This is a genomic window from Burkholderia sp. AU17457 (genome assembly GCF_002223255.1).
Taxonomy (GTDB): domain Bacteria; phylum Pseudomonadota; class Gammaproteobacteria; order Burkholderiales; family Burkholderiaceae; genus Burkholderia; species Burkholderia sola.
Window position 1 is genome coordinate 1,147,944 of the sequence record NZ_NKFB01000003.1, and the last position, 20,576, is coordinate 1,168,519.

Sequence of the window (20,576 nt, forward strand, 5' to 3'; positions counted from 1 at the left end):
CTCCGTCCGTTATTTCGAGTGTCTGCGTAGTGGTGGCGCCGGCTCAGTTGGCGGCTTGTTTGGTCGGCGTGGCCGCATCGGGCGCGGCGAGTGGCGTGCCGGTCGCGTCGAACCCGCCGCCGAGCGCCTTGATCAGCGCGAGCTGCATGTCGCGGCGACGCATCTTCAGGTTGGTCACCGTCTGCTCCGATGCGAGGCGGTTGCTGTCCGCCGTCAGCACCTGCAGTTGCGGCGACAGGCCGGCCTTGTAGCGGATGACCGCGAGATCGTACGCACGCGTCGATGCGTCGAGCGCACGTTGCGCGTCGCCCATCTGGCGATCGACCGCGCGGATCGACGCGACCTGCGTCGCGACGTCGTTCAGCGCGCTGATCAGCGTCTGGTTGTAGTTCGCGACCGACAGATCGAAGTCGGCGTAGCGGCCCTTGAGCTGGGCGCGCAGCGCGCCGGCATCGAAGATCGGCAGGTGGATCGCCGGGCCGAACTGCGCCTGGCGGCTCGCGAAGTTCAGGAATTTGCCCCAGCCGAACGCATCGAAGCCGAAGCCGGCCGCGAGGTTCACGTCGGGGTAGAACTCGGCCTTCGCTTCCTTCACGTCGTGCATCGCGGCTTCGACCTGCCAGCGCGCGGCGACGATGTCGGGGCGGCGCGACACGAGATCGGCCGGCAGGTTGCCGGGCAGCGTGACGTCGCCGCTCGGGTTCATCACGGGCGCCGCGATCTGCAGCCCGCGATCCGGACCCTTGCCCAGCAGCGCGGCGAGCTGGTACCGCACGGTCGTGATCTGGCCGTCGAGGTCCGACAGCGAAGCCTGGGTCGTCGCGATATTGCCGCGGGCCGTCTGGCGTTCGACGTTGGTGTCGAGGCCGGCCGAGACGCGGCCGTCGGTGATCTTGCCGACTGTCTCGCGGTTGGTGATCTCGCGCTGCGCGATGTCGCGCAGCGCATAGAGCTGCGCGAGCGAGTTGTAGGTGCGCGCGACCGACGACGCGAGCGTGATGCGCGCTTGCTGCATGTCGGCTTCGGCGGCCTTTTCCTGCGACACGGCCGTGTGCAGGCGTTCGCGGTTCTTGCCCCACAGGTCGAGTTCCCACGACGCGCTCGCGAGCGCATTGTTCTCGCTGTACCACTGGCCGCCGTACGGAGGCGGGAACAGCGCGTTCGACGAATACAGCTCGCGCGTCCACGAATAGCTGGCTTCGGCCTTCGGCATCAGGTTCGAGCGGGACGATTCGATGTACGACGACGCCTTCGCGATGCGCGCCTGCGCCTGGGCGATCGACGGGTTGCCCTGCAGCGCTTCGTCGATCAGCTTCGGCAGTTGCGGGTCGCCGAACTGGCTGGCCCAGTCGAGCGCCGGCCACTGGCCGCCCTGGGCGGGCAGGCTCTGGGCGGATTCGAATTGCGACGCGGGGGCGATCTGCTTGTCGCTCTTGATGCCGATGTAATTCGCGCAGCCCGCCAGCGCCAGCGCGGCGACCGCGGCGGCGACGGCGGCGCGGCACGACCCGGCGCGCACGGACAACGGGGAGGTTTTCATCGCGCTAACCCCTGACTCGGAATGAATGATGGACACTGCAAGGATTTCCTTACATTAATCTGTCAAAAGTAATTGTTATGGCAACTATTACGTGATGCTGCCGCCGGCCGTTTCGCAATAGTTGCTGAGAATGCGGCGCAGCATGCTCTTCAGGAACCCGACTTCTTCCGGCGTAAACCCGTCCAGCACCTGGTCGAGCACGCTGCGAAAAATGGGCGGCAGCCGTTCGGCCAGCGCACGGCCTTCGTCGGTGAGTTCGAGGCGCACGACGCGCCGGTCCTCGATGCTGCGCACGCGCGACAGCAGGCCGCGTTTCTCGACCCGGTCGAGCAGGCGCGTGACCGCGCTTGCGTCGATCCCGTATTCGCGCGCCAGTTCGGCGGCCGTCGAACACTTGCCGACCGCGATCATGAACAGCATGCTCGCCTGCGTGCCCGTGATGCCTAGCTCTTCCTGCGTGCGTTGCGTGACGAGGTTGGTCATCACGGACTTCACGCGCGACATCAGATAACCGACGCTGTCGTTCATCTGATACGTGGACAACGGCGAAACGGGCGGTGGGGTAGGAGAATCCGACATAAAACCCTGAAGCTGCAATAGTTGACTAGGCAGCAGTATAGGTACAATTGCTTGCCGCGGCAAATGTTAATCGAACGGCAAAGCGCGTGCTCAGCACGGCGAGAATCCCTTATCTCGATAAGGTTTTTCGTCCGGGCGCGGAGGGGGCGAAGCGGGTTGGCGCAGCCCGTTTTGTTGCGTTGCAGCGCGCGGGTCAGCCGTCGACACGAGTACGTGCTATAATTTGAGGCTCTCCAAGCTGCAACGCGCGCGCCGTGAAAAACGAGCGCGCGCGTTTGCGCGTTCAAACGATTTCCAGGTTTCTATGACCCGCGCCCTTCGCAATATCGCCATCATTGCCCACGTCGACCACGGCAAGACCACGCTCGTCGACCAGCTGCTCCGCCAGTCCGGCACCTTCCGCGACAACCAGCAGGTTGCGGAGCGGGTGATGGACTCGAACGACATCGAAAAAGAGCGCGGGATCACGATTCTCGCGAAGAACTGCGCGGTCGAATACGAAGGCACGCACGTCAACATCGTCGACACCCCGGGGCACGCGGACTTCGGCGGCGAAGTCGAGCGCGTGCTGTCGATGGTCGACTCGGTGCTGCTGCTCGTCGACGCGGTCGAGGGCCCGATGCCGCAAACGCGCTTCGTCACGAAGAAGGCGCTCGCGCTCGGCCTGAAGCCGATCGTCGTCGTCAACAAGATCGACCGTCCGGGCGCGCGGATCGACTGGGTGATCAACCAGACCTTCGACCTGTTCGACAAGCTTGGCGCGACCGAAGAGCAGCTCGACTTCCCGATCGTCTACGCATCGGGCCTGAACGGCTATGCGTCGCTCGACCCGGCGGCGCGCGAAGGCGACATGCGCCCGCTGTTCGAGGCGATCCTCGAGCACGTGCCGGTTCGCCCGGCCGATCCGGAAGCGCCGCTGCAGCTCCAGATCACGTCGCTCGACTATTCGACGTACGTCGGCCGGATCGGCGTCGGCCGCATCACGCGCGGCCGCATCAAGCCGGGCCAGCCGGTCGTGATGCGTTTCGGCCCGGAAGGCGACGTGCTGAACCGCAAGATCAACCAGGTGCTGTCGTTCAAGGGTCTGGAGCGCGTGCAGGTCGAATCGGCCGAAGCGGGCGACATCGTGCTGATCAACGGGATTGAAGACGTCGGCATCGGCGCGACGATCTGCGCGGTCGACACGCCGGAAGCGCTGCCGATGATCACCGTCGACGAACCGACGCTGACGATGAACTTCCTCGTCAACTCGTCGCCGCTCGCCGGCCGCGAAGGCAAGTTCGTGACGAGCCGCCAGATCCGCGACCGCCTGATGAAGGAGCTGAACCACAACGTCGCGCTGCGTGTGAAGGATACCGGCGACGAAACGGTGTTCGAAGTGTCGGGCCGCGGCGAACTGCACCTGACGATCCTCGTCGAGAACATGCGCCGCGAAGGCTACGAGCTGGCCGTGTCGCGTCCGCGCGTCGTGATGCAGGAAATCGACGGCGTGCGTCACGAGCCGTATGAGCTGCTGACGGTCGACGTCGAGGACGAACACCAGGGCGGCGTGATGGAAGAGCTCGGCCGCCGCAAGGGTGAAATGCTCGACATGGCGTCGGACGGCCGCGGCCGTACGCGCCTGGAATACAAGATCTCGGCGCGCGGCCTGATCGGCTTCCAGAGCGAATTCCTGACGCTCACGCGCGGCACGGGCCTGATGAGCCACATCTTCGACTCGTACGCACCGGTCAAGGACGGCTCGGTGTTCGAGCGCCGCAACGGCGTGCTGATCTCGCAGGACGACGGCGCAGCGGTCGCCTACGCACTGTGGAAGCTGCAGGATCGCGGCCGCATGTTCGTGAAGCCGGGCGACGCGTTGTATGAGGGCATGATCATCGGCATCCACAGCCGCGACAACGACCTCGTCGTGAACCCGATCAAGGGCAAGCAGCTGACCAACGTGCGCGCGTCGGGTACCGACGAAGCCGTGCGTCTCGTGCCGCCGGTCCAGATGTCACTGGAGTACGCGGTCGAATTCATCGACGACGACGAGCTCGTCGAAGTGACGCCGCAGTCGATCCGCCTGCGCAAGCGCTTCCTGAAGGAGCACGAGCGTCGCCGCGCGAGCCGCGAAGGCGCGGTCGACTAAGCATCGACCGTTCCCGAGCACGACGAAAAAGGCTGCCTTCGGGCAGCCTTTTTTGCATCCGCGCATCGCGCAACCGGATTGCCTGCAAAACACTGTTCCGGCGGGTCGCGACAATCCGGCAAAACCCCGCCGCGCGGTGCTTTCGGGCACATTTCGCCGTGAACTCCGGTATCGGTTCTGTGATATGCTGCGCGCACGCAAGTTTTAGGTCCTTCCAAGCAAGACTTGATTCGCAATCCGCTAAACGGTCAGGCCGTGTCGCGGAAGGTTGAGTAACCCGCTATTTCTCGAGAAGCTCGAAGAAAGGTGAGCGTAAAATGTCAGATGTAATGAAGCAGTTTCAGCTGAACTCCTATCTGTTCGGCGGCAATGCTTCGTACGTTGAAGAACTGTACGATGCATACCTCAACAATCCGGCATCGGTGCCGGAGAACTGGCGAGAGTATTTCGACGCGCTGCAGAACGTGCCTGCGACGGACGGCTCCAACGCCAATGACGTCGCTCACTTCCCGATCGTCGAATCGTTCGCCGAGCGCGCGAAGGCCAATGCCTTCATCCCGCGCGAAAGCACGAGCAACCTCGCGACCGCACGCAAGCAGGTGCACGTCCAGTCGCTGATCAGCGCCTACCGCTTCCTCGGCTCGCAATGGGCCAACCTCGATCCGCTGAAGCGTCGCGAACGTCCCGCCATTCCCGAGCTCGAACCCGCGTTCTACGACTTCTCCGAAGGCGATCTCGACCAGACGTACAGCGCCAGCAACCTGTACTTCGGTTTCGACCAGGCTTCGCTGCGCGACATCGTCAAGGGCCTGCGCGACACGTACTGCGGCACGATCGGCGCCGAGTACATGTACATCAGCGACCCGGAACAGAAGCGCTGGTGGCAGGAGCGTCTGGAATCGACCCGCGCGACGCCGTCGTTCTCGGTCGACAAGAAGAAGCACATCCTGAATCGCCTGACGGCCGCCGAAGGCCTCGAGCGCTACCTGCACACCAAGTACGTCGGCCAGAAGCGCTTCTCGCTCGAAGGCGGCGAAAGCTTCATCGCGGCGATGGACGAAGTCGTCCAGCACGCGGGCAAGCGCGGCGTGCAGGAAATCATCATCGGCATGGCGCACCGCGGCCGTCTGAACGTGCTGGTCAACACGCTGGGCAAGATGCCGGCCGACCTGTTCGCCGAATTCGAAGGCAAGCACGTCGACGACCTGCCGGCCGGTGACGTGAAGTATCACAAGGGCTTCTCGTCGGACGTGTCGACGGAAGGCGGCCCGGTCCACCTGTCGCTCGCGTTCAATCCTTCGCACCTCGAAATCGTGAACCCGGTGGTCGAAGGTTCTGCGAAGGCGCGGATGGACCGTCGCGGCGACGAAGACGGCCTGCAAGTGCTGCCGGTGCAGATCCACGGCGACGCGGCCTTCGCCGGCCAGGGCGTCGTGATGGAAACGCTGAACCTCGCGCAGACGCGCGGTTACGGCACGCACGGCACGCTGCACATCGTCATCAACAACCAGATCGGCTTCACGACGTCCGACCCGCGCGACGCGCGCTCGACGCTGTACTGTACCGACGTCGTCAAGATGATCGAAGCGCCGGTGCTGCACGTGAACGGCGACGATCCGGAAGCCGTCGTGCTCGCGATCCAGATCGCGATCGACTACCGGATGCAGTTCCACAAGGATGTCGTGATCGACATCGTCTGCTTCCGCAAGCTGGGTCACAACGAGCAGGACACGCCGGCGGTCACGCAGCCGCTGATGTACAAGAAGATCGCGCAGCACCCGGGCACCCGTGCGCTGTACGCCGAGAAGCTCGTGCAGCAGGGCGTGATCACCGCGGAAGACGCCGACAACTACGTGAAGGCGTACCGCAAGGCGATGGACGACGGCCACCACACCGTCGATCCGGTCCTGTCGAACTACAAGAGCAAGTACGCGGTCGACTGGGTTCCGTTCCTGAACCGCAAGTGGACGGACGCAGCCGACACGGCCGTGCCGCTCGCCGAACTGAAGCGCCTGGGCGAACGCATCACGACGGTCCCGGAAAACTTCAAGGTTCACCCGCTCGTCGAGCGCGTGATCAACGACCGTCGCAACATGGCGCGCGGCGACCAGCCGCTCGACTGGGGCATGGGCGAACATCTTGCGTTCGCGTCGCTCGTCGCATCGGGCTATTCGGTGCGCCTGACGGGTCAGGACTCGGGTCGCGGCACGTTCACGCACCGTCACGCGGTGCTGCACGACCAGAACCGCGAGCGCTGGAACGACGGCACGTACGTGCCGCTGCAGAACATCGCCGACGGTCAGGCGAAGTTCACGGTGATCGACTCGGTGCTGTCGGAAGAAGCGGTGCTGGGCTTCGAATACGGTTACTCGACCGCCGAGCCGAACACGCTCGTGCTGTGGGAAGCGCAGTTCGGCGACTTCGTCAACGGCGCGCAGGTCGTGATCGACCAGTTCATCTCGTCGGGCGAAGTGAAGTGGGGCCGCGTGTCGGGGCTCACGATGCTGCTGCCGCACGGCTACGAAGGCCAGGGTCCGGAACACTCGTCCACGCGTATCGAGCGTTTCCTGCAACTGTGTGCCGACCACAACATGCAGGTCGTCCAGCCGACGACGCCGGCGCAGATCTTCCACCTGCTGCGTCGCCAGATGATCCGCCTGTTCCGCAAGCCGCTGATCGTCGCCACGCCGAAGTCGCTGCTGCGTCACAAGGAAGCGGTGTCGGACCTGTCGGAACTGGCGAAGGGTTCGTTCCAGCCGGTGCTGGGCGAAACCGACGGCGGCATCGACGCGAAGAAGGTCAAGCGCGTGCTGGTGTGCTCGGGCCGCGTGTACTACGACCTCGTCGCGCACCGCCGCGAAGCGAAGGCGAACGACGTCGCGATCATCCGTATCGAGCAGCTGTATCCGTTCGCGCACAAGCAGTTCGAAGCCGAAATGAAGAAGTACGAGAACGCGACTGAAGTGGTCTGGGTGCAGGACGAGCCGCAGAACCAGGGCCCCTGGTTCTACGTCGAGCACCACCTGAAGGAAGGCATGAAGGAAGGGCAGAAGCTGGCATACAGCGGCCGTCCGGCTTCGGCCTCGCCGGCGGTTGGCTACTACGCGAAGCACTACGAGCAGCAGAAGGCCCTGATCGAAGGTGCATTCGGCCGCCTGAAGAGCGCATCGATCGCGAAATAACCGACGTCAAGCGAAACGGGAAGGCGCGCGGCGCTTTCCCGTCCCTTATGGCCGCCGGGCGCGTCGCGCGCCGCACCGGCCGAGGGAATCGCACGAACCTCGTCACACCCCAGATTAAGCATCCAGGAAAATCACATGGCTATCGTAGAAGTCAAAGTCCCCCAGCTGTCGGAGTCGGTGTCGGAAGCCACCATGCTGCAGTGGAAGAAGAAGCCGGGCGAAGCAGTCGCGCAGGACGAAATCCTGATCGAACTCGAGACCGACAAGGTCGTCCTCGAAGTGCCGGCACCGGCCGCGGGCGTGCTCGCGCAAGTGCTGCAGAACGACGGTGACACGGTGGTCGCCGATCAGGTGATCGCGACGATCGACACCGAAGCGAAGGCAGGTGCTGCCGAAGCCGCGGCGGGCGCCGCCGAAGTCAAGCCGGCGGCAGCGCCTGCTGCAGCCGCACCGGCCGCGCAACCGGCCGCTGCAACCGCATCGAGCTCGGCCGCCGCATCGCCGGCCGCGGCGAAGCTGCTGGCCGAGAAGGGGCTGTCGACCGGCGACGTCGCAGGTTCGGGCCGCGACGGCCGCGTCACGAAGGGCGACGCGCTGGCCGCAGGCAGCGCACCGAAGGCGGCTCCGGCCGCCGCACCGGCGAAGGCCGCTGCTGCGAAGCCGGCGCTGCCGGAAGTGAAGGTGCCGGCGTCGGCAGCGACCTGGCTGAACGATCGTCCGGAACAGCGCGTGCCGATGTCGCGCCTGCGTGCGCGTATCGCCGAGCGCCTGCTCGAATCGCAGCAGACCAACGCGATCCTGACGACGTTCAACGAAGTGAACATGGCTCCGGTCATGGAACTGCGCAACAAGTACAAGGACAAGTTCGAGAAGGAACACGGCGTGAAGCTCGGCTTCATGTCGTTCTTCGTGAAGGCGGCCGTGCACGCGCTGAAGAAGTTCCCGCTCGTGAACGCGTCGATCGACGGTAACGACATCGTCTACCACGGCTACTTCGACATCGGTATCGCGGTCGGTTCGCCGCGCGGCCTGGTCGTGCCGATCCTGCGCAACGCGGATCAGCTGAGCCTCGCCGAGATCGAGAAGAAGATCGCCGAATTCGGCCAGAAGGCGAAGGACGGCAAGCTGTCGATCGAGGAAATGACGGGCGGTACGTTCTCGATCTCGAACGGCGGCGTGTTCGGCTCGATGCTGTCGACCCCGATCATCAACCCGCCGCAGTCGGCCATCCTCGGCGTGCACGCGACGAAGGAGCGCCCGGTCGTCGAAAACGGCCAGATCGTGATTCGCCCGATCAACTACCTCGCGCTGTCGTACGACCACCGCATCATCGACGGCCGCGAAGCCGTCCTGTCGCTCGTCGCGATGAAGGATGCGCTGGAAGATCCGGCCCGCCTGCTGCTCGACCTGTAAGCCGAGTCTCACTGCATTGACCCGCCCCGCACGCTCGCGCACCTGCGCGAGCGTGCGGGCGTACAAGTAGAAAGGATTGTCATGTCCAAGGAATTTGACGTCGTCGTGATCGGCGCCGGCCCCGGCGGCTACATCGCCGCGATTCGCGCCGCGCAGCTCGGCAAGACCGTTGCCTGTATCGAGAAGTGGAAGAACCCGGCCGGCGCGCTGAAGCTCGGCGGTACCTGCCTGAACGTCGGCTGCATCCCATCGAAGGCGCTGCTCGCGTCGTCGGAAGAGTTCGAGAACACGTCGCATCATCTGGCCGACCACGGCATCACGGTCGACGGCGTGAAGATCGACGTCGCGAAGATGCTCGGCCGCAAGGACGCGATCGTCGAGAAAATGACGAGCGGGATCGAGTTCCTGTTTAAGAAGAACAAGATCACCTGGCTGAAGGGCCATGGCAAGTTCACCGGCAAGACGGACGCCGGCGTGCAGATCGAAGTGAGCGGAGAGGGCGAAACCGAAGTCGTCACCGCGAAGAACGTGATCATCGCGACGGGCTCGAAGGCGCGTCACCTGCCGAACATCCCGGTCGACAACAAGATCGTGTCGGACAACGAAGGCGCGCTGACGTTCGACTCGGTGCCGAAGAAGCTCGCCGTGATCGGCGCGGGCGTGATCGGCCTCGAGCTCGGCTCGGTGTGGCGTCGTCTGGGCGCCGAAGTGACGGTGCTCGAAGCGCTGCCGGCATTCCTCGGCGCAGCCGACGAAGCGCTCGCGAAGGAAGCGGCGAAGCTGTTCAAGAAGCAGGGCCTCGACATCCATCTCGGCGTGAAGATCGGCGACGTGAAGACGAGTGCCGACGGCGTGTCGATCGCCTACACGGACAAGGACGGCAACGCGCAGACGCTCGACGCCGACCGCCTGATCGTGTCGGTCGGCCGCGTGCCGAACACCGACAACCTCGGCCTCGAGGCAATCGGCCTGAAGGCGAACGAGCGCGGCTTCATCGACGTGGACGACCACTGCCGCACGGCGGTGCCGAACGTGTACGCGATCGGCGACGTGGTGCGCGGCCCGATGCTCGCGCACAAGGCGGAAGACGAAGGCGTGCTGGTCGCGGAAGTGATCGACGGCCAGAAGCCGCACATCGACTACAACTGCATTCCGTGGGTGATCTACACGTACCCGGAAATCGCATGGGTCGGCAAGACGGAGCAGCAGCTGAAGGCCGAAGGCCGCGAGATCAAGACGGGCAAGTTCCCGTTCTCGATCAACGGCCGCGCGCTCGGCATGAACGCGCCGGACGGTTTCGTGAAGATGATCGCGGACGCGAAGACCGACGAGCTGCTCGGCGTGCACGTGATCGCGGCGAACGCGTCGGACCTGATCGCGGAAGCCGTGGTGGCGATGGAGTTCAAGGCGGCGTCGGAAGACATCGCCCGCATCTGCCATCCGCACCCGTCGATGTCGGAAGTGATGCGCGAAGCGGCGCTCGCGGTCGACAAGCGCTCGCTGAACAGCTGAGCGCGGTATAGCGCCGGCCGGCCACCGGCTGGCGCAACCGTCTCATGACGAGGGCGGGCGGGGTTTTCCCGCTCGCCTTTGTTTTTTCCGGTTTGCCCTGATGAACGTCACCGAATACTACACGCGCGAGTTGACTACGCGCGGCTATCAGTCCGATCCCGCTCAGCGCGCGGCCGTCGATCGCCTGCAGCGCTGTTTCGACGAATGGGTCGACTACAAGGCGCGCCGCTCGAACGCGTTCAAGAAGCTCATCAATCACCCGGATCTCCCGCGCGGCGTCTACATGTGGGGCGGTGTCGGCCGCGGCAAGAGCTTCCTGATGGACAGCTTCTACGCGGTGGTGCCCGTGCAGCGCAAGACGCGCCTGCATTTCCACGAATTCATGCGCGAAGTGCACCGTGAGCTCGAGGAACTGAAAGGGCAGGCCGATCCGCTCGACGAACTCGCGCGACGCATCGCGAAGCGTTACCGGCTGATCTGCTTCGACGAGTTCCACGTGTCGGACATCGCCGACGCGATGATCCTGTACCGTCTGCTCGACCGCCTGTTCAACAACGGCGTGCAGTTCGTGATGACGTCCAATTACGATCCCGATGACCTGTATCCGGATGGCCTGCATCGCGACCGCATGCTGCCGGCGATCGCGCTGATCAAGGAAAAGCTCGACGTGCTCAACGTCGATGCGGGGGTCGACTATCGCCAGCGCACGCTCGCGCAGGTGAAGATGTATCACACGCCGCTCGGCGCGGAGGCCGATCGCGAATTGCGCCATGCATTCGGCAAGCTCGCGGCCGTGCCCGACGAGAGCCCGATCCTGCATATCGAGAAGCGCGAGCTGAAGGCGCTGCGCAAGGCGGATGGCGTCGTGTGGTTCGATTTCGCGACGCTGTGCGGCGGTCCGCGTTCGCAGAACGACTACCTCGAACTGGCGAGCCGCTTCCATGCGATCGTGCTGTCCGAGGTGCCGCAGATGTCGCCGCGGATGGCGTCCGAGGCCCGCCGCTTCACGTGGCTCATCGACGTGCTGTACGACCACAAGGTCAAGCTGCTGATGTCGGCGGCGGTGCCGGCCGAGGCGTTGTACGTCGAAGGGCCGATGGCCAACGAATTCGCGCGTACGGTGTCGCGCATCGTCGAGATGCAGTCGAAGGAGTATCTCGAAACACCGCGCCGCATCGTCGATACGTCGTTGACCTGAACCGATTGCTGGTTTGGGTAATTGGCGGCATTTAAACGTCAATTTCGGTTAAATTCAGCGAATCTCCGGGTATTTTCGGATTTGTCTTATATTCATCGTTGAGGTGAGCCGATATTGTGGTGTCATGGTTATTAAGGCTGGAGATGTCCATGACACCGTATCGCGATTTGACCGACCACGAATGGCGCCGCGTCGCGCCGCTTCTGCCCGAAATGCAGCCGCGCACCGAGTTGCGCGGCCGGCCGTTAGCCAATACGCGGGCCGTGCTGAACGGTGTGCTTTGGATAATCTACAGTGGTGCCACATGGTCGGCCATGCCGCGCCGTTACCCGTCGTATCAAACATGCCACCGACGCTTCAAGGTGTGGCACGAAACGGGCACGCTGATGAACGTGATGCGTGAGCTCTATGGCGACGCCGGCATGAATCTCTGCAATGAACTGTCCGCGCGGATGCGCAAGCACACGCAATCGAAGGCGGCGGAGGCGCGTAGCAACGCGGCACCGGCGTATCGTGCGCCGGGCAGCTATCCATCGGATGCGATGAAGCACGCGGCGTGAGGCCCATCGGTTTTTCGTTGTGCGCGCACCAAAAGAAATCGGCCTGGCGACGTCGTCGCAGGCCGATTTTTCATTGAGCCGCGCGTTCTGGCGCGTACGGCGTTATTGCTGGCGAACCCAGGTCTGCGACCGGCCCAGCAGCGACACGCCGATGTAGCCGCGCACCACGAGCTTCTGGCCGCCGTCTTCAAGCGTCATCTTGCACTTGTAGACCTTGCCGTTCTCCGGGTCGAGAATGTTGCCGCCGTCCCAGTGGTCGCCGTCCTTCTTCATCGCCTTGATGATCGTCATACCCTTGATGAGCTGATCCTTGCGCTCGTCCGTGCACGCAGTGCAGCGGCGATCGGGCGTATCGTTCGCGCCGAGGCCCTTGACGACCTTGCCCGTCAGCGCGCCGTCGCCGTCCTCGGCGATCTGCACGAGTGCCTTCGGTTGATGGGTGTTGTCGTCGATCGTTTGCCACATGCCGACGGGGCTGTCGGCTTGTGCGAACGTGGGGGCTGCGCATGCGAGCAGGGCGCCGGCGATGGCGATTGCGCGCAACGGGCGGGTCAGTTGAATCATTGTCGTCCTCCTTGTTTTGCATGTCGGTTCGATTCGCTCGCACGACCGTCTGCATGGGGCGGGCATGTTGCGAGCTTCGCCAGAATACGTGAAACCGCACGCCGCGTTTGATAGAGGGGACTCTAATCGAAACGGCCAGCATGACGCTGGCCGTTTCGTGACTCTGTGGTGACCGATCAGTTGAGCTGATAAGAGAACGCCGCGTTGATGCGCGGGCTGCGTGACGCGCTTTCGACCGGCGCATCGCCGACCGGTTTGGCGACGTTCAGGTCGAGACTGTAGTAGCGGCTGTCCGTGAGCCGCACACCGATGCCGACCGATGACATGCGATTCGGCGATGGCGTGCCCGCGTGCAGATATACGCGCGCCATGTCGTACGCGATGTACGGCGTGATCGATTTCAGATACGTCCAGCCCGGCGTGAAGCCGCGGTTGATTTCCAGCGACATCCCCCAGCCCGAGTCGCCCGACGTTTCGCCCGGCTGATAGCCGAGCGCGTAACGGGTCGAGCCGAACGAGACCTGTTCGGACGTCGGCAGCGAGTCGGGACTGTATTGCCCGGTCAGCGAAACCGACGTGCCGATCCGGAACGGCCATTCGTTCGTCTGCGTGAAGGTCGCGCCGGTGCGAACGAAGGTCAGCGAGATCGGGCTGTCCACCGAGGTCGTCGTCGTACCGATGGTGATGTCCTGCGCTTTCGACGCGCCGAGGATGTTGAAGCCCTTCGCGACGTTGACGCTCAGCTTCTGCACCTGTTTCGGCTGGACGCTCGTGTAGTCGAGCTGCATCTGCAGCACGCGGACTTGCGAGCGCGTGTCGATGCTGTTGCCGTTGATCTTGCTCTGGTAACGGTCTTCGTTGTGCGACGCATAGCCGGACACCGTGCCGAGCAGGCTGCGCTGATTGTTCAGCAAGATCGGATAGGAAGCCGAAAGACCCAGTTTCTCGTTCTTGACCGTGCGCTCGACCGACGACGGCAGGCCGGGATTGTCGGTCGGCTTGCCGCGATACGTGCTGGCATCGAGGCGCGTGATCAGGCCGTTGCTGCCGACCGGCACCGCGCCGCTGAACGCGAAGTAGGTCTGTTTATCGCGTCCCGGCGGCGCGAGCGCCGAAATGCTCAACTGCTCGCCGAAACGTGTCAGGCCGTTTTCGGTCGCGGTGATGAGGCCCTGGACGCCCGGGTGGTTGAAGTCGATCCCCGTGCTGACGTTGAACGGCTTGCGATCGACCGCAAGTTCGAGCGTCGTCGCGCCGTCGGTGGTTTGCGGCGGCGGCACGTTCGCCTTCACCGTGAGTCCGGGCAACAGGCCGAACGTGTTCACGTAACGCTCGAACGTCGCGCGGCGCAGCGGGCGATCGGCCGTGATGTGCGCGGCAATCGCGCGAATCTTCGGTTCCATCGCGCCGGGTTTGCCGGTGACCTTGACGTCCGACACATAGCCTTCGACCACCGTGATGCGCACGACGCCGTTCTCGAACGTCTGCGCGGGAACGAACGCGAACGACAGCGCGTAGCCGCGTTCCTGGTACAGCTTCGTCACGCCGTTGGCGGTTTCGATCAGCTCGCCGATCGTGATGTCCTTGCCGACGAGCGGCGTGAAGCGGCGCGTGATTTCCTCGAACGGTATCGACTTCACGCCTTCAACCTGGAACGTCTTCGGCGTCAGGTGCCGCGACAGCAGCTCCTGTAATTGCGGCGCCTGCGGCGCGACCTGAACGGTGACGTTCGGGCCCGTCTTCGGTGCGTTGATCTGGGGAAGGGAATCGAGCGGGTTGCCGCCGACGCGCGTTTGCGCCTGTGCCGTGCCTGCTGCCGCGATGGCGAGCATCATCATCCATCTGTCGAGTCTGGATTTCATTGTTCTTCCTCGTAGGCCTTGCTTTTCGTCTTCTTTGTAATGCCGGCACGCGACACCTGGGTGTCGCGCGCCGCGTGCCGCCATGCCGGTTGTATTCGTACGGCCGCGCCATTCGCTCCGGCTGCGATGGCGCGGCCGTCCTCCTTACTTGCCGACGCTACCCAGCGTACCCAGCAACCCCGTGACCGGCGCCAGCAGGCCCGTCGAAGCGCCGCCCGACGATGCCGTACCCGACACGCTGCCGACCAGCGACGTGACCGGCGCGAGCGGGCTCGAGCCCCCGGACCCTGCTGCACCACCCACTGCTCCGGTGACAGTATTCAGCAAACCGGTGACGGGCGCGAGAGGGTTTGCACTGCCTGCGCCGCCCGTCGCGCCGCCGAGCGCGCCGGTGACCGTCGAGACGAGGCCCGTGACCGGTGCGAGCGGGCCGCTGCCCGAGCCGCCCGTTGCGCCGGTGAGCGAGCCGAGCGGCGTGGAGCCGAGACCCGACAGCAGGCCGCCGAGCGGGTTCGTCGAACCGGAACTTGACGACGAGCCGTTCTGAACGGTTGCCGTCGAGCCGCCGACGAGGCTCGTGATCAGGCCGGGGATCGGGGCTGCGCCGTTCGGGCCGTTCGGATTGACGAGGCCGCCCGCGTTGGTCACGGTGTTGCCGACCGCGGTCACGAGCTGGCCGACGTCGCCGACGAGCGGCTGGCTCGACGTCCCGCCGACCTGCTTGCCGGCCGAGCTGATGGCGCCGCCGATCTGGCCGAGCAGGCCCGAGACGGGTTGGCCGAGGCCGGTCGTCGTGCCGACCTGCTGCGTGACCTGGCCGGCCGTGATCACGAGCGGCGTGATCGCCGAGCTGATCGGTTGCGTGACCTGCTGCACGGCGCCCGACGACAGCGTCGAGCCGATCGTCGTGCCGGCGGCCGTCAGGCCGTTGGCGACCGTGTCGAGCACGGAGCCGACCGACGTCGTGACCGGTGCGAGCGGCGCCAGCGGGCCCGTGCCCAGCGCCTTGACCGTCGAGCTCAGGCCGGACACCGTGTTGCTCGTCGCGCCGACGACGTTGCCGAGACCGGCGACCGTCGTGCCGACCGGATCCTTGATCGAGCCGGTCTGGCCGAGCCCGTTGCTCAACGCATCGGCGGCCGCGTCGATGATCGTGCCGGTGCTCGACACGGTGCTGCCGACGCCCTTCGTCACGCCGTCGCCGAGGCCCGGCAGGCTGACGTTCCCGATGGTGCTGCCAAGGTCGGTCGCGGTCTGGCCGAGCGTGCTGACGGCGCCTTTGGTACCGGTCGTCGTGCCGCTGGTGCCGCTCGTCCCGCTGGTACCGCTCGTGCCACTGGTGCCGCTCGTCCCGCTGGTGCTGGCACTCGGCGGCGCGCTGACGCTGTTGCCGCCGCACGCGGCGAGCAGGCAGGCCGTTGCGAAAACGGTAAGGGGTACGCGCCATTGGCGCAGGGTGGTCGTCGTGTTGGAACGCTGGGGCATGATGGACTCCTCGCTGTCTTGTCGATGAATGGATGTCGGATTACTTGTGCGTGCCGCCGAGCAAGCCGCCGATCAGCGACGTGACGGGTGCGAGCAGGTTCGTGCCGGAGCCGGAGCTCGTGACGGCACCCGTGCTGCCGCTCAGCGCCGGCGCACTGACGGTGCTGGTGGCTGCGGGGACCGGAGCTGCAATCGGATTGCCGCCGCCCGTTACGCCGCCGAGTGCGCCGGTGACGGCGCCGAGGAGACCCGTGACCGGTGCGAGCGGGCCGCCGCTGGTACCGCCCGTTGCGCCGCCGAGCGCGCCGGTGACCGTCGAGACGAGGCCGGTAACCGGAGCGAGCGGGCCGCTGCTGCCGCCTGCTGCGCCGCCCAGTGCGCCGGTGACCGTCGAGACGAGGCCGGTCACCGGAGCGAGCGGGCCGCCGCTGCCGCCTGCTGCGCCGCCCAGTGCGCCGGTGACGGTCGACACAAGGCCTGTGACCGGAGCGAGCGGGCCGCTGCCGCCGCCCGTTGCGCCGCCGAGTGCGCCGGTCACCGTGGAAACGAGACCCGTGAGCGGGGCGAGCGGGTTGGTCGCGCCGCCGGTGCTGCCCGTAAGCAGGCCGCCGACGGCCTTCACGGTGTTGCCAGTCGACGAGATGGTGCCGCCGAGGCCCGTGGTGACCGGGTTGCCTCCCGTCGATGCGAGCAGGGCGCCGGCCTGGTTCAGCCCGTTGCCGACCGTGCCGAGCAGCGTGTTGACCGGTGCGCCGAGGCCGGTTGCCGCGCCGATCGTCTGGGTCGTCTGGCCGACCATCGTCGTGATCGGTGTGATGGCCGAGCTGACCGTTTGCGTGACCTGCTGGATCGGGCCGGTCGACAGCGCGTTGGTGAGCGTGGTGCCACCGTTCGACACGGCGCCGCCGAGCGTCGATACGAGGCCGCCGACGGCGCCCGTGACAGGCGCGAGCGGCGACAGCGGGCCGCTGCCGAGGCTCGTGACCAGATTGCCGGTTTGCGTGACTGCGCCGCCGAGCTGATTGACCACGCCGCCGGTGCTGGCGACCGTGGTGCCGACCGGGTCCTTCGTCGCGCCAAGCTGGCCGAGGCCGCTGCCGAGGCCGTTGCCCAGCGCAGTGACAGCGCCGCCTACGCTTTGCACGATGCCGCCTGCGGCTTGCGTGGTGGCGGGATTGACGCCCGGCAGCGACTGGCCGGCGATGACGGTGCCGAGGCCCGTGACGGTGCTGCCGAGGCCCGTGGCGATCGTGCTGGTTTGTGCGAGGACAGTTCCCACGGCGTTCGACGAGACACCCGAGGTGCCGGACGTACCGCTCGTTCCCGACGTTCCGCTGGTGCCGGACGTGCCGCTCGTACCCGAGGTTCCGCTGGTACCGGAGGTGCCGGACGTGCCGCTCGTGCCCGAGGTCCCGCTGGTGCCGGAGGTGCCGCTCGTACCCGAGGTGCCGCTCGTGCCGTTGCCGCCCGACGTGGAGATCGTATCGCCGCCGCCCGAGCTGGAGCCGCCGCCGAGGCCCTGGCTGATGGAGCCGGAGCCGCCGCACGCGGAGAGGGAGAGCATGGCTGCAACGGTGGCCGCGATCAGAGTCGTCCGGAACACGCCATGAGGGATAACCTTAATGTCCATTTCTTCCTCGCATTAAAAATGTGTTGTGAACTGCGTTGTGTTGAGTGATGCGAGGACTACTCTGCAACTGTCGTGCCATTTCGATGGCCGACGGTTCGACAACGGGTTTTAAACGAGGCAATTCCTTGTCGGAAAAGGGACTTCCGGAAATTGAAAGATTGTTGAATCTGTTTAAGAGCGGATGAATGAGAACGGTTTCGGCCGTTTCGTAACGTAACGTCACAACATTGGCGTTACGCGTGCGGCGTAACGTGGGTCCCCCGCAGGCTTGGTGGACACGGCAATGGTTTTACTGGTGGATTAGGTGTGCACATCTAACCTATCGTAAATCCTATGTGTAAGTCGTACCGAAACGCCGTACAAATACGTCGTGCTCCTGGTCTTTTTTTCCCGTCAGAGCGGTTAAAAGAGGTTGGAACTTAAATAGGATCGGATATAGAATCGGGAGCAGATGTAAGGAAATGTACGGTTCGGTACACTACGTTCGAGGAGGAGCGCTATCGCGAATGTTAACTTGCATCAAATCGTGAGCAATGCCCTTCGGGGCGACCTATAAAGAAAGCGCACCCGGTTGACGTTACAGCAGATGTGGCGAACGGTTGGGGCAAACGGCCAGATATGCGGGGATCGATACGTATAAAAGGCCAGAAAACGTAAATGCAGGCACGAGGAATAAAATGAAAGCAATCATCAAGCGTTTCCTTAAGGAAGAAGACGGGGTTACCGCGGTCGAGTACGGTCTCATCGCAGGGTTGATCGCCGTTGCTCTCGTCACTGCCGTTGGCACGTTGACGGGCGGCATTTCCGGGGCGTTCAGCTACATCGCGAACCAGTTGCCGAAGGCATAACGAACGAGCTTTTGCTCATTTCCCTGTTGTCAGGGGCGCGGATTGCTTCGGCAATCCGCGCGGTAAGTTTTGCCGTTCGGGGCGTAAATGATCCTGCTAACTGGCGTCGGGGTTTTCCTCGCGTGGGCGACGCTCGTCGCGCTCGAGGACATCCGGCATAGGCGCATACCGAATTCACTGGTGGTCGGTGGATTCGTATCTGCATTTGTGCTCGCCGGACATAATCCATTCGGCATATCCGTGAATCACGCGCTCATCGGCGTACTGGTCGGCTTTCTCGCTCTTTTCCCGTTTTTTGTGCTGCGCGTCATGGGCGCCGCGGACGTCAAGGTATTCGCGGTGCTGGGCGCATGGTGCGGCCCGCATGCGCTGCTGTGGCTCTGGATCGTCGCGAGCCTGCTGGCATTCGCGCATGCGGGCACGCTGGTCTTCGCTACCCGTACGCCGGTGTCGGCACTGTGGCAGCGACGTTCCCCCACGATGCAGATTGCCGGTTTCCGGGCCTCGCCGTATGCGGCGTTTCTCGTGATCCCCGCGGCGCTGTGGTGCCTGTATCGGATCGCGACCGGGGGAATGCAATGACGGCGGTTCGTTCGGCATCCGGAATGCGGCGTCGCGAGCGCGGCGCGACGGCGATCGAATTTGCGTTGATGCTCCCGGTGTTCTTCCTGATCCTGTACGCGATCATCACGTACGGAATGATCTTCGCGGCCCAGCAAAACCTGACGCTTGCCGCAACCGAAGGCGCGCGCGCCGCGTTGAACTATCAGCAGGTCGGTGCGGCCGCATCGGTGCAGGCCGCGCAGCAAGCCGCGCTGGCGGCGCGGGCCCAGGCCGCATGCACGGCCGCGACGAACCTGACCACCTGGCTGAAAGGGGCGACATGCTCGCCCACGCAGCAAGGCAACTGTTCGTACGACGCGACGATGCTGTGCGTCCAGATCACGCTGACCTACCCGTACTCGCAGAGCCCGCTGATTCCGTCGTTCCCGCTGCTCGGTTCGCTGTTGCCGGTGCCGTCGACACTCACCGGAACCGCGATGGTGCAGATCAGCCCGGTCAACATCATATAGACGGCAGCGACGGCGTCGTGCCGGTCGACGGCGTCCGGTCGGCCACGTTGCGCGGAGAATTCAATCGTGAGTAGCGGGGAAACATAACAACACCATGGCCAACAACCTGACGAAGATCATTGCAGGCTTGCTGATCGCGATCGCGATTCTGCTCGGCATCTATGCGTGGATGCTCGGTCGCAAGCCGGCCGACGTCGCACCGGTTGCCTCGACGGTCGCGACGCAGAGCGTGCCGGTCGTCGTGACGACGCGGCCGTTGCAAGCCGGCCAGCCGATTCCGGCCGATGCGCTGAAGGTCCAGCAGTCGACCGCCGCGCCGCAGGGGGCGTTCGCCGACCCGCTGCAACTGGTCGGCCGCATCCCGGCAGCGGACATCCCCGCGCAGGCGGCCGTCGTCGCGAGCGCGTTGTCGTCCGGCCTCGCCGAGCAGATTGCACCGGGAGAGCGGGCCGTGGCAATCAAGGTCGACGAGACCAACGCGGTCGGCAACCGCGTGCGGCCCGGCAACTATGTCGACGTGTTCGTGAATCTGAAGCGCGACGGGACCGGCGTGGCGATCGGAGGGACGTCGACGGCCGAGATCGTGAATACCCAGGCGCGGCTGCTGATGTCGAAGGTCCGCGTGCTGTCGTTCGGCGATGCGACGACCGAGCGAGACAGCTCGAACGGCTCGGTGATCGGGACGCGGACCGCGGTGCTGGCCGTGCCCACTGCACAGGTCGACGCGCTGACGCTCGCCGAGCAGAGCGGCCGGCTCGTGCTCGCGCTGCGTAGTCCGCGCGACGACGACGTCGCGGCGCAAACCGTCGCGGTTCGCGTCGGCGACGACAAGAGCCCGTCGGCGCTTGCCGCGGCCGGCGTGGTGCTGGGCGAGTTGTCGAAGAGCGCGACGCCGGCGCCGGCCCCGCGTGCGGCGCCGCGGGTGGTCGCGCGGCATCCGAGCGGCGGCAGCATCGAAGTGATTCGGGGTGGGCGGACCGAAACGGTCGCTTATTGAGC

16 protein-coding genes are annotated in these 20,576 nt (G+C 64.9%); 10 read left to right on the forward strand and 6 right to left on the reverse strand.

What is annotated here, in order from left to right; genetic code table 11:
- Positions 1-43: 43 nt before the first annotated feature.
- Both CFB49_RS07930 and CFB49_RS07935 read right to left on the reverse strand, forming a co-directional pair.
- Complete coding sequence (locus CFB49_RS07930) at positions 44-1,540, reverse strand: efflux transporter outer membrane subunit (RefSeq protein WP_089434943.1); 1,497 nt, start codon at positions 1,538-1,540, stop codon at positions 44-46.
- An 87-nt stretch (positions 1,541-1,627) separates the two neighbouring features.
- On the reverse strand, positions 1,628-2,119 hold the full coding sequence (locus tag CFB49_RS07935) for a MarR family winged helix-turn-helix transcriptional regulator (protein WP_069621373.1): 492 nt from the start codon (positions 2,117-2,119) through the stop codon (positions 1,628-1,630).
- A gap of 304 nt (positions 2,120-2,423) precedes the next feature.
- On the opposite strand from CFB49_RS07935, the gene typA reads away from it, so the two are divergent.
- The 6 genes from typA to CFB49_RS07965 all read left to right on the forward strand — a co-directional run bounded on the left by typA (position 2,424) and on the right by CFB49_RS07965 (position 12,115).
- Complete coding sequence (typA, locus tag CFB49_RS07940) at positions 2,424-4,250, forward strand: translational GTPase TypA (protein ID WP_006490690.1); 1,827 nt, start codon at positions 2,424-2,426, stop codon at positions 4,248-4,250.
- A 317-nt stretch (positions 4,251-4,567) separates the two neighbouring features.
- Positions 4,568-7,432 (forward strand): 2-oxoglutarate dehydrogenase E1 component, encoded by a 2,865-nt coding sequence (locus tag CFB49_RS07945; RefSeq protein WP_069621374.1) that lies wholly within the window; start codon positions 4,568-4,570, stop codon positions 7,430-7,432.
- 135 nt (positions 7,433-7,567) lie between these two features.
- The gene (gene odhB / locus CFB49_RS07950; RefSeq protein WP_089491085.1) at positions 7,568-8,845 is read left to right on the forward strand and encodes a 2-oxoglutarate dehydrogenase complex dihydrolipoyllysine-residue succinyltransferase; all 1,278 of its coding nucleotides are present in this window, start codon (positions 7,568-7,570) and stop codon (positions 8,843-8,845) included.
- An 81-nt stretch (positions 8,846-8,926) separates the two neighbouring features.
- Positions 8,927-10,357 carry a dihydrolipoyl dehydrogenase gene (lpdA, locus tag CFB49_RS07955; protein ID WP_089434944.1) on the forward strand — a complete coding sequence of 477 codons (1,431 nt, stop codon included), beginning with the start codon at positions 8,927-8,929 and terminating at the stop codon, positions 10,355-10,357.
- A 100-nt stretch (positions 10,358-10,457) separates the two neighbouring features.
- Positions 10,458-11,555, forward strand: a complete 1,098-nt coding sequence (zapE, locus tag CFB49_RS07960; protein WP_059499047.1) for a cell division protein ZapE — start codon at positions 10,458-10,460, stop codon at positions 11,553-11,555.
- Positions 11,556-11,704: 149 nt separating this feature from the next.
- A complete protein-coding gene (locus CFB49_RS07965) occupies positions 11,705-12,115 on the forward strand; it encodes a transposase (protein WP_179234868.1) in 411 nt (136 codons plus the stop codon).
- 102 nt (positions 12,116-12,217) lie between these two features.
- Here the strand turns inward: CFB49_RS07965 and CFB49_RS07970 are convergent, their stop codons facing one another.
- The 4 genes from CFB49_RS07970 to CFB49_RS07985 form a co-directional block, all read right to left on the reverse strand.
- Entirely contained in the window at positions 12,218-12,679 is a 462-nt protein-coding gene (locus CFB49_RS07970) for a DUF2147 domain-containing protein (protein WP_089434946.1), read from the reverse strand.
- 176 nt (positions 12,680-12,855) lie between these two features.
- Positions 12,856-14,541, reverse strand: a complete 1,686-nt coding sequence (locus tag CFB49_RS07975; protein WP_089491086.1) for a ShlB/FhaC/HecB family hemolysin secretion/activation protein — start codon at positions 14,539-14,541, stop codon at positions 12,856-12,858.
- A gap of 144 nt (positions 14,542-14,685) precedes the next feature.
- Complete coding sequence (locus tag CFB49_RS07980) at positions 14,686-16,029, reverse strand: collagen-like triple helix repeat-containing protein (RefSeq protein ID WP_089491087.1); 1,344 nt, start codon at positions 16,027-16,029, stop codon at positions 14,686-14,688.
- Positions 16,030-16,066: 37 nt separating this feature from the next.
- Complete coding sequence (locus CFB49_RS07985; protein ID WP_089491088.1) at positions 16,067-17,656, reverse strand: collagen-like triple helix repeat-containing protein; 1,590 nt, start codon at positions 17,654-17,656, stop codon at positions 16,067-16,069.
- 677 nt (positions 17,657-18,333) lie between these two features.
- Here CFB49_RS07985 and CFB49_RS07995 point away from each other — a divergent pair.
- The 4 genes from CFB49_RS07995 to cpaB all read left to right on the forward strand — a co-directional run bounded on the left by CFB49_RS07995 (position 18,334) and on the right by cpaB (position 20,574).
- Positions 18,334-18,504: a Flp family type IVb pilin gene (locus CFB49_RS07995; RefSeq protein WP_050012498.1), complete on the forward strand. Its 171-nt coding sequence runs from the start codon at positions 18,334-18,336 to the stop codon at positions 18,502-18,504.
- 87 nt (positions 18,505-18,591) lie between these two features.
- Complete coding sequence (locus CFB49_RS08000) at positions 18,592-19,086, forward strand: A24 family peptidase (protein WP_089491089.1); 495 nt, start codon at positions 18,592-18,594, stop codon at positions 19,084-19,086.
- Complete coding sequence (locus tag CFB49_RS08005; protein WP_089491090.1) at positions 19,083-19,577, forward strand: TadE/TadG family type IV pilus assembly protein; 495 nt, start codon at positions 19,083-19,085, stop codon at positions 19,575-19,577. Before CFB49_RS08000 ends, CFB49_RS08005 begins: the two co-directional genes overlap by 4 nt.
- 94 nt (positions 19,578-19,671) lie before the next feature.
- Entirely contained in the window at positions 19,672-20,574 is a 903-nt protein-coding gene (gene cpaB / locus CFB49_RS08010; RefSeq protein ID WP_089491091.1) for a Flp pilus assembly protein CpaB, read from the forward strand.
- The last annotated feature ends 2 nt before the right edge of the window (positions 20,575-20,576 follow it).

Bases quoted from the DNA above. Each gene is read 5' to 3' on its own strand.
- CFB49_RS07930 (WP_089434943.1), bottom strand. From the start codon at position 1,540: ATGAAAACCTCCCCGTTGTCCGTGCGCGCCGGGTCGTGCCGCGCCGCC.
- CFB49_RS07935 (WP_069621373.1), bottom strand. From the start codon at position 2,119: ATGTCGGATTCTCCTACCCCACCGCCCGTTTCGCCGTTGTCCACGTAT.
- typA (WP_006490690.1), top strand. From the start codon at position 2,424: ATGACCCGCGCCCTTCGCAATATCGCCATCATTGCCCACGTCGACCAC.
- CFB49_RS07945 (WP_069621374.1), top strand. From the start codon at position 4,568: ATGTCAGATGTAATGAAGCAGTTTCAGCTGAACTCCTATCTGTTCGGC.
- odhB (WP_089491085.1), top strand. From the start codon at position 7,568: ATGGCTATCGTAGAAGTCAAAGTCCCCCAGCTGTCGGAGTCGGTGTCG.
- lpdA (WP_089434944.1), top strand. From the start codon at position 8,927: ATGTCCAAGGAATTTGACGTCGTCGTGATCGGCGCCGGCCCCGGCGGC.
- zapE (WP_059499047.1), top strand. From the start codon at position 10,458: ATGAACGTCACCGAATACTACACGCGCGAGTTGACTACGCGCGGCTAT.
- CFB49_RS07965 (WP_179234868.1), top strand. From the start codon at position 11,705: ATGACACCGTATCGCGATTTGACCGACCACGAATGGCGCCGCGTCGCG.
- CFB49_RS07970 (WP_089434946.1), bottom strand. From the start codon at position 12,679: ATGATTCAACTGACCCGCCCGTTGCGCGCAATCGCCATCGCCGGCGCC.
- CFB49_RS07975 (WP_089491086.1), bottom strand. From the start codon at position 14,541: ATGAAATCCAGACTCGACAGATGGATGATGATGCTCGCCATCGCGGCA.
- CFB49_RS07985 (WP_089491088.1), bottom strand. From the start codon at position 17,656: ATGGACATTAAGGTTATCCCTCATGGCGTGTTCCGGACGACTCTGATC.
- CFB49_RS07995 (WP_050012498.1), top strand. From the start codon at position 18,334: ATGAAAGCAATCATCAAGCGTTTCCTTAAGGAAGAAGACGGGGTTACC.
- CFB49_RS08000 (WP_089491089.1), top strand. From the start codon at position 18,592: ATGATCCTGCTAACTGGCGTCGGGGTTTTCCTCGCGTGGGCGACGCTC.
- CFB49_RS08005 (WP_089491090.1), top strand. From the start codon at position 19,083: ATGACGGCGGTTCGTTCGGCATCCGGAATGCGGCGTCGCGAGCGCGGC.
- cpaB (WP_089491091.1), top strand. From the start codon at position 19,672: ATGGCCAACAACCTGACGAAGATCATTGCAGGCTTGCTGATCGCGATC.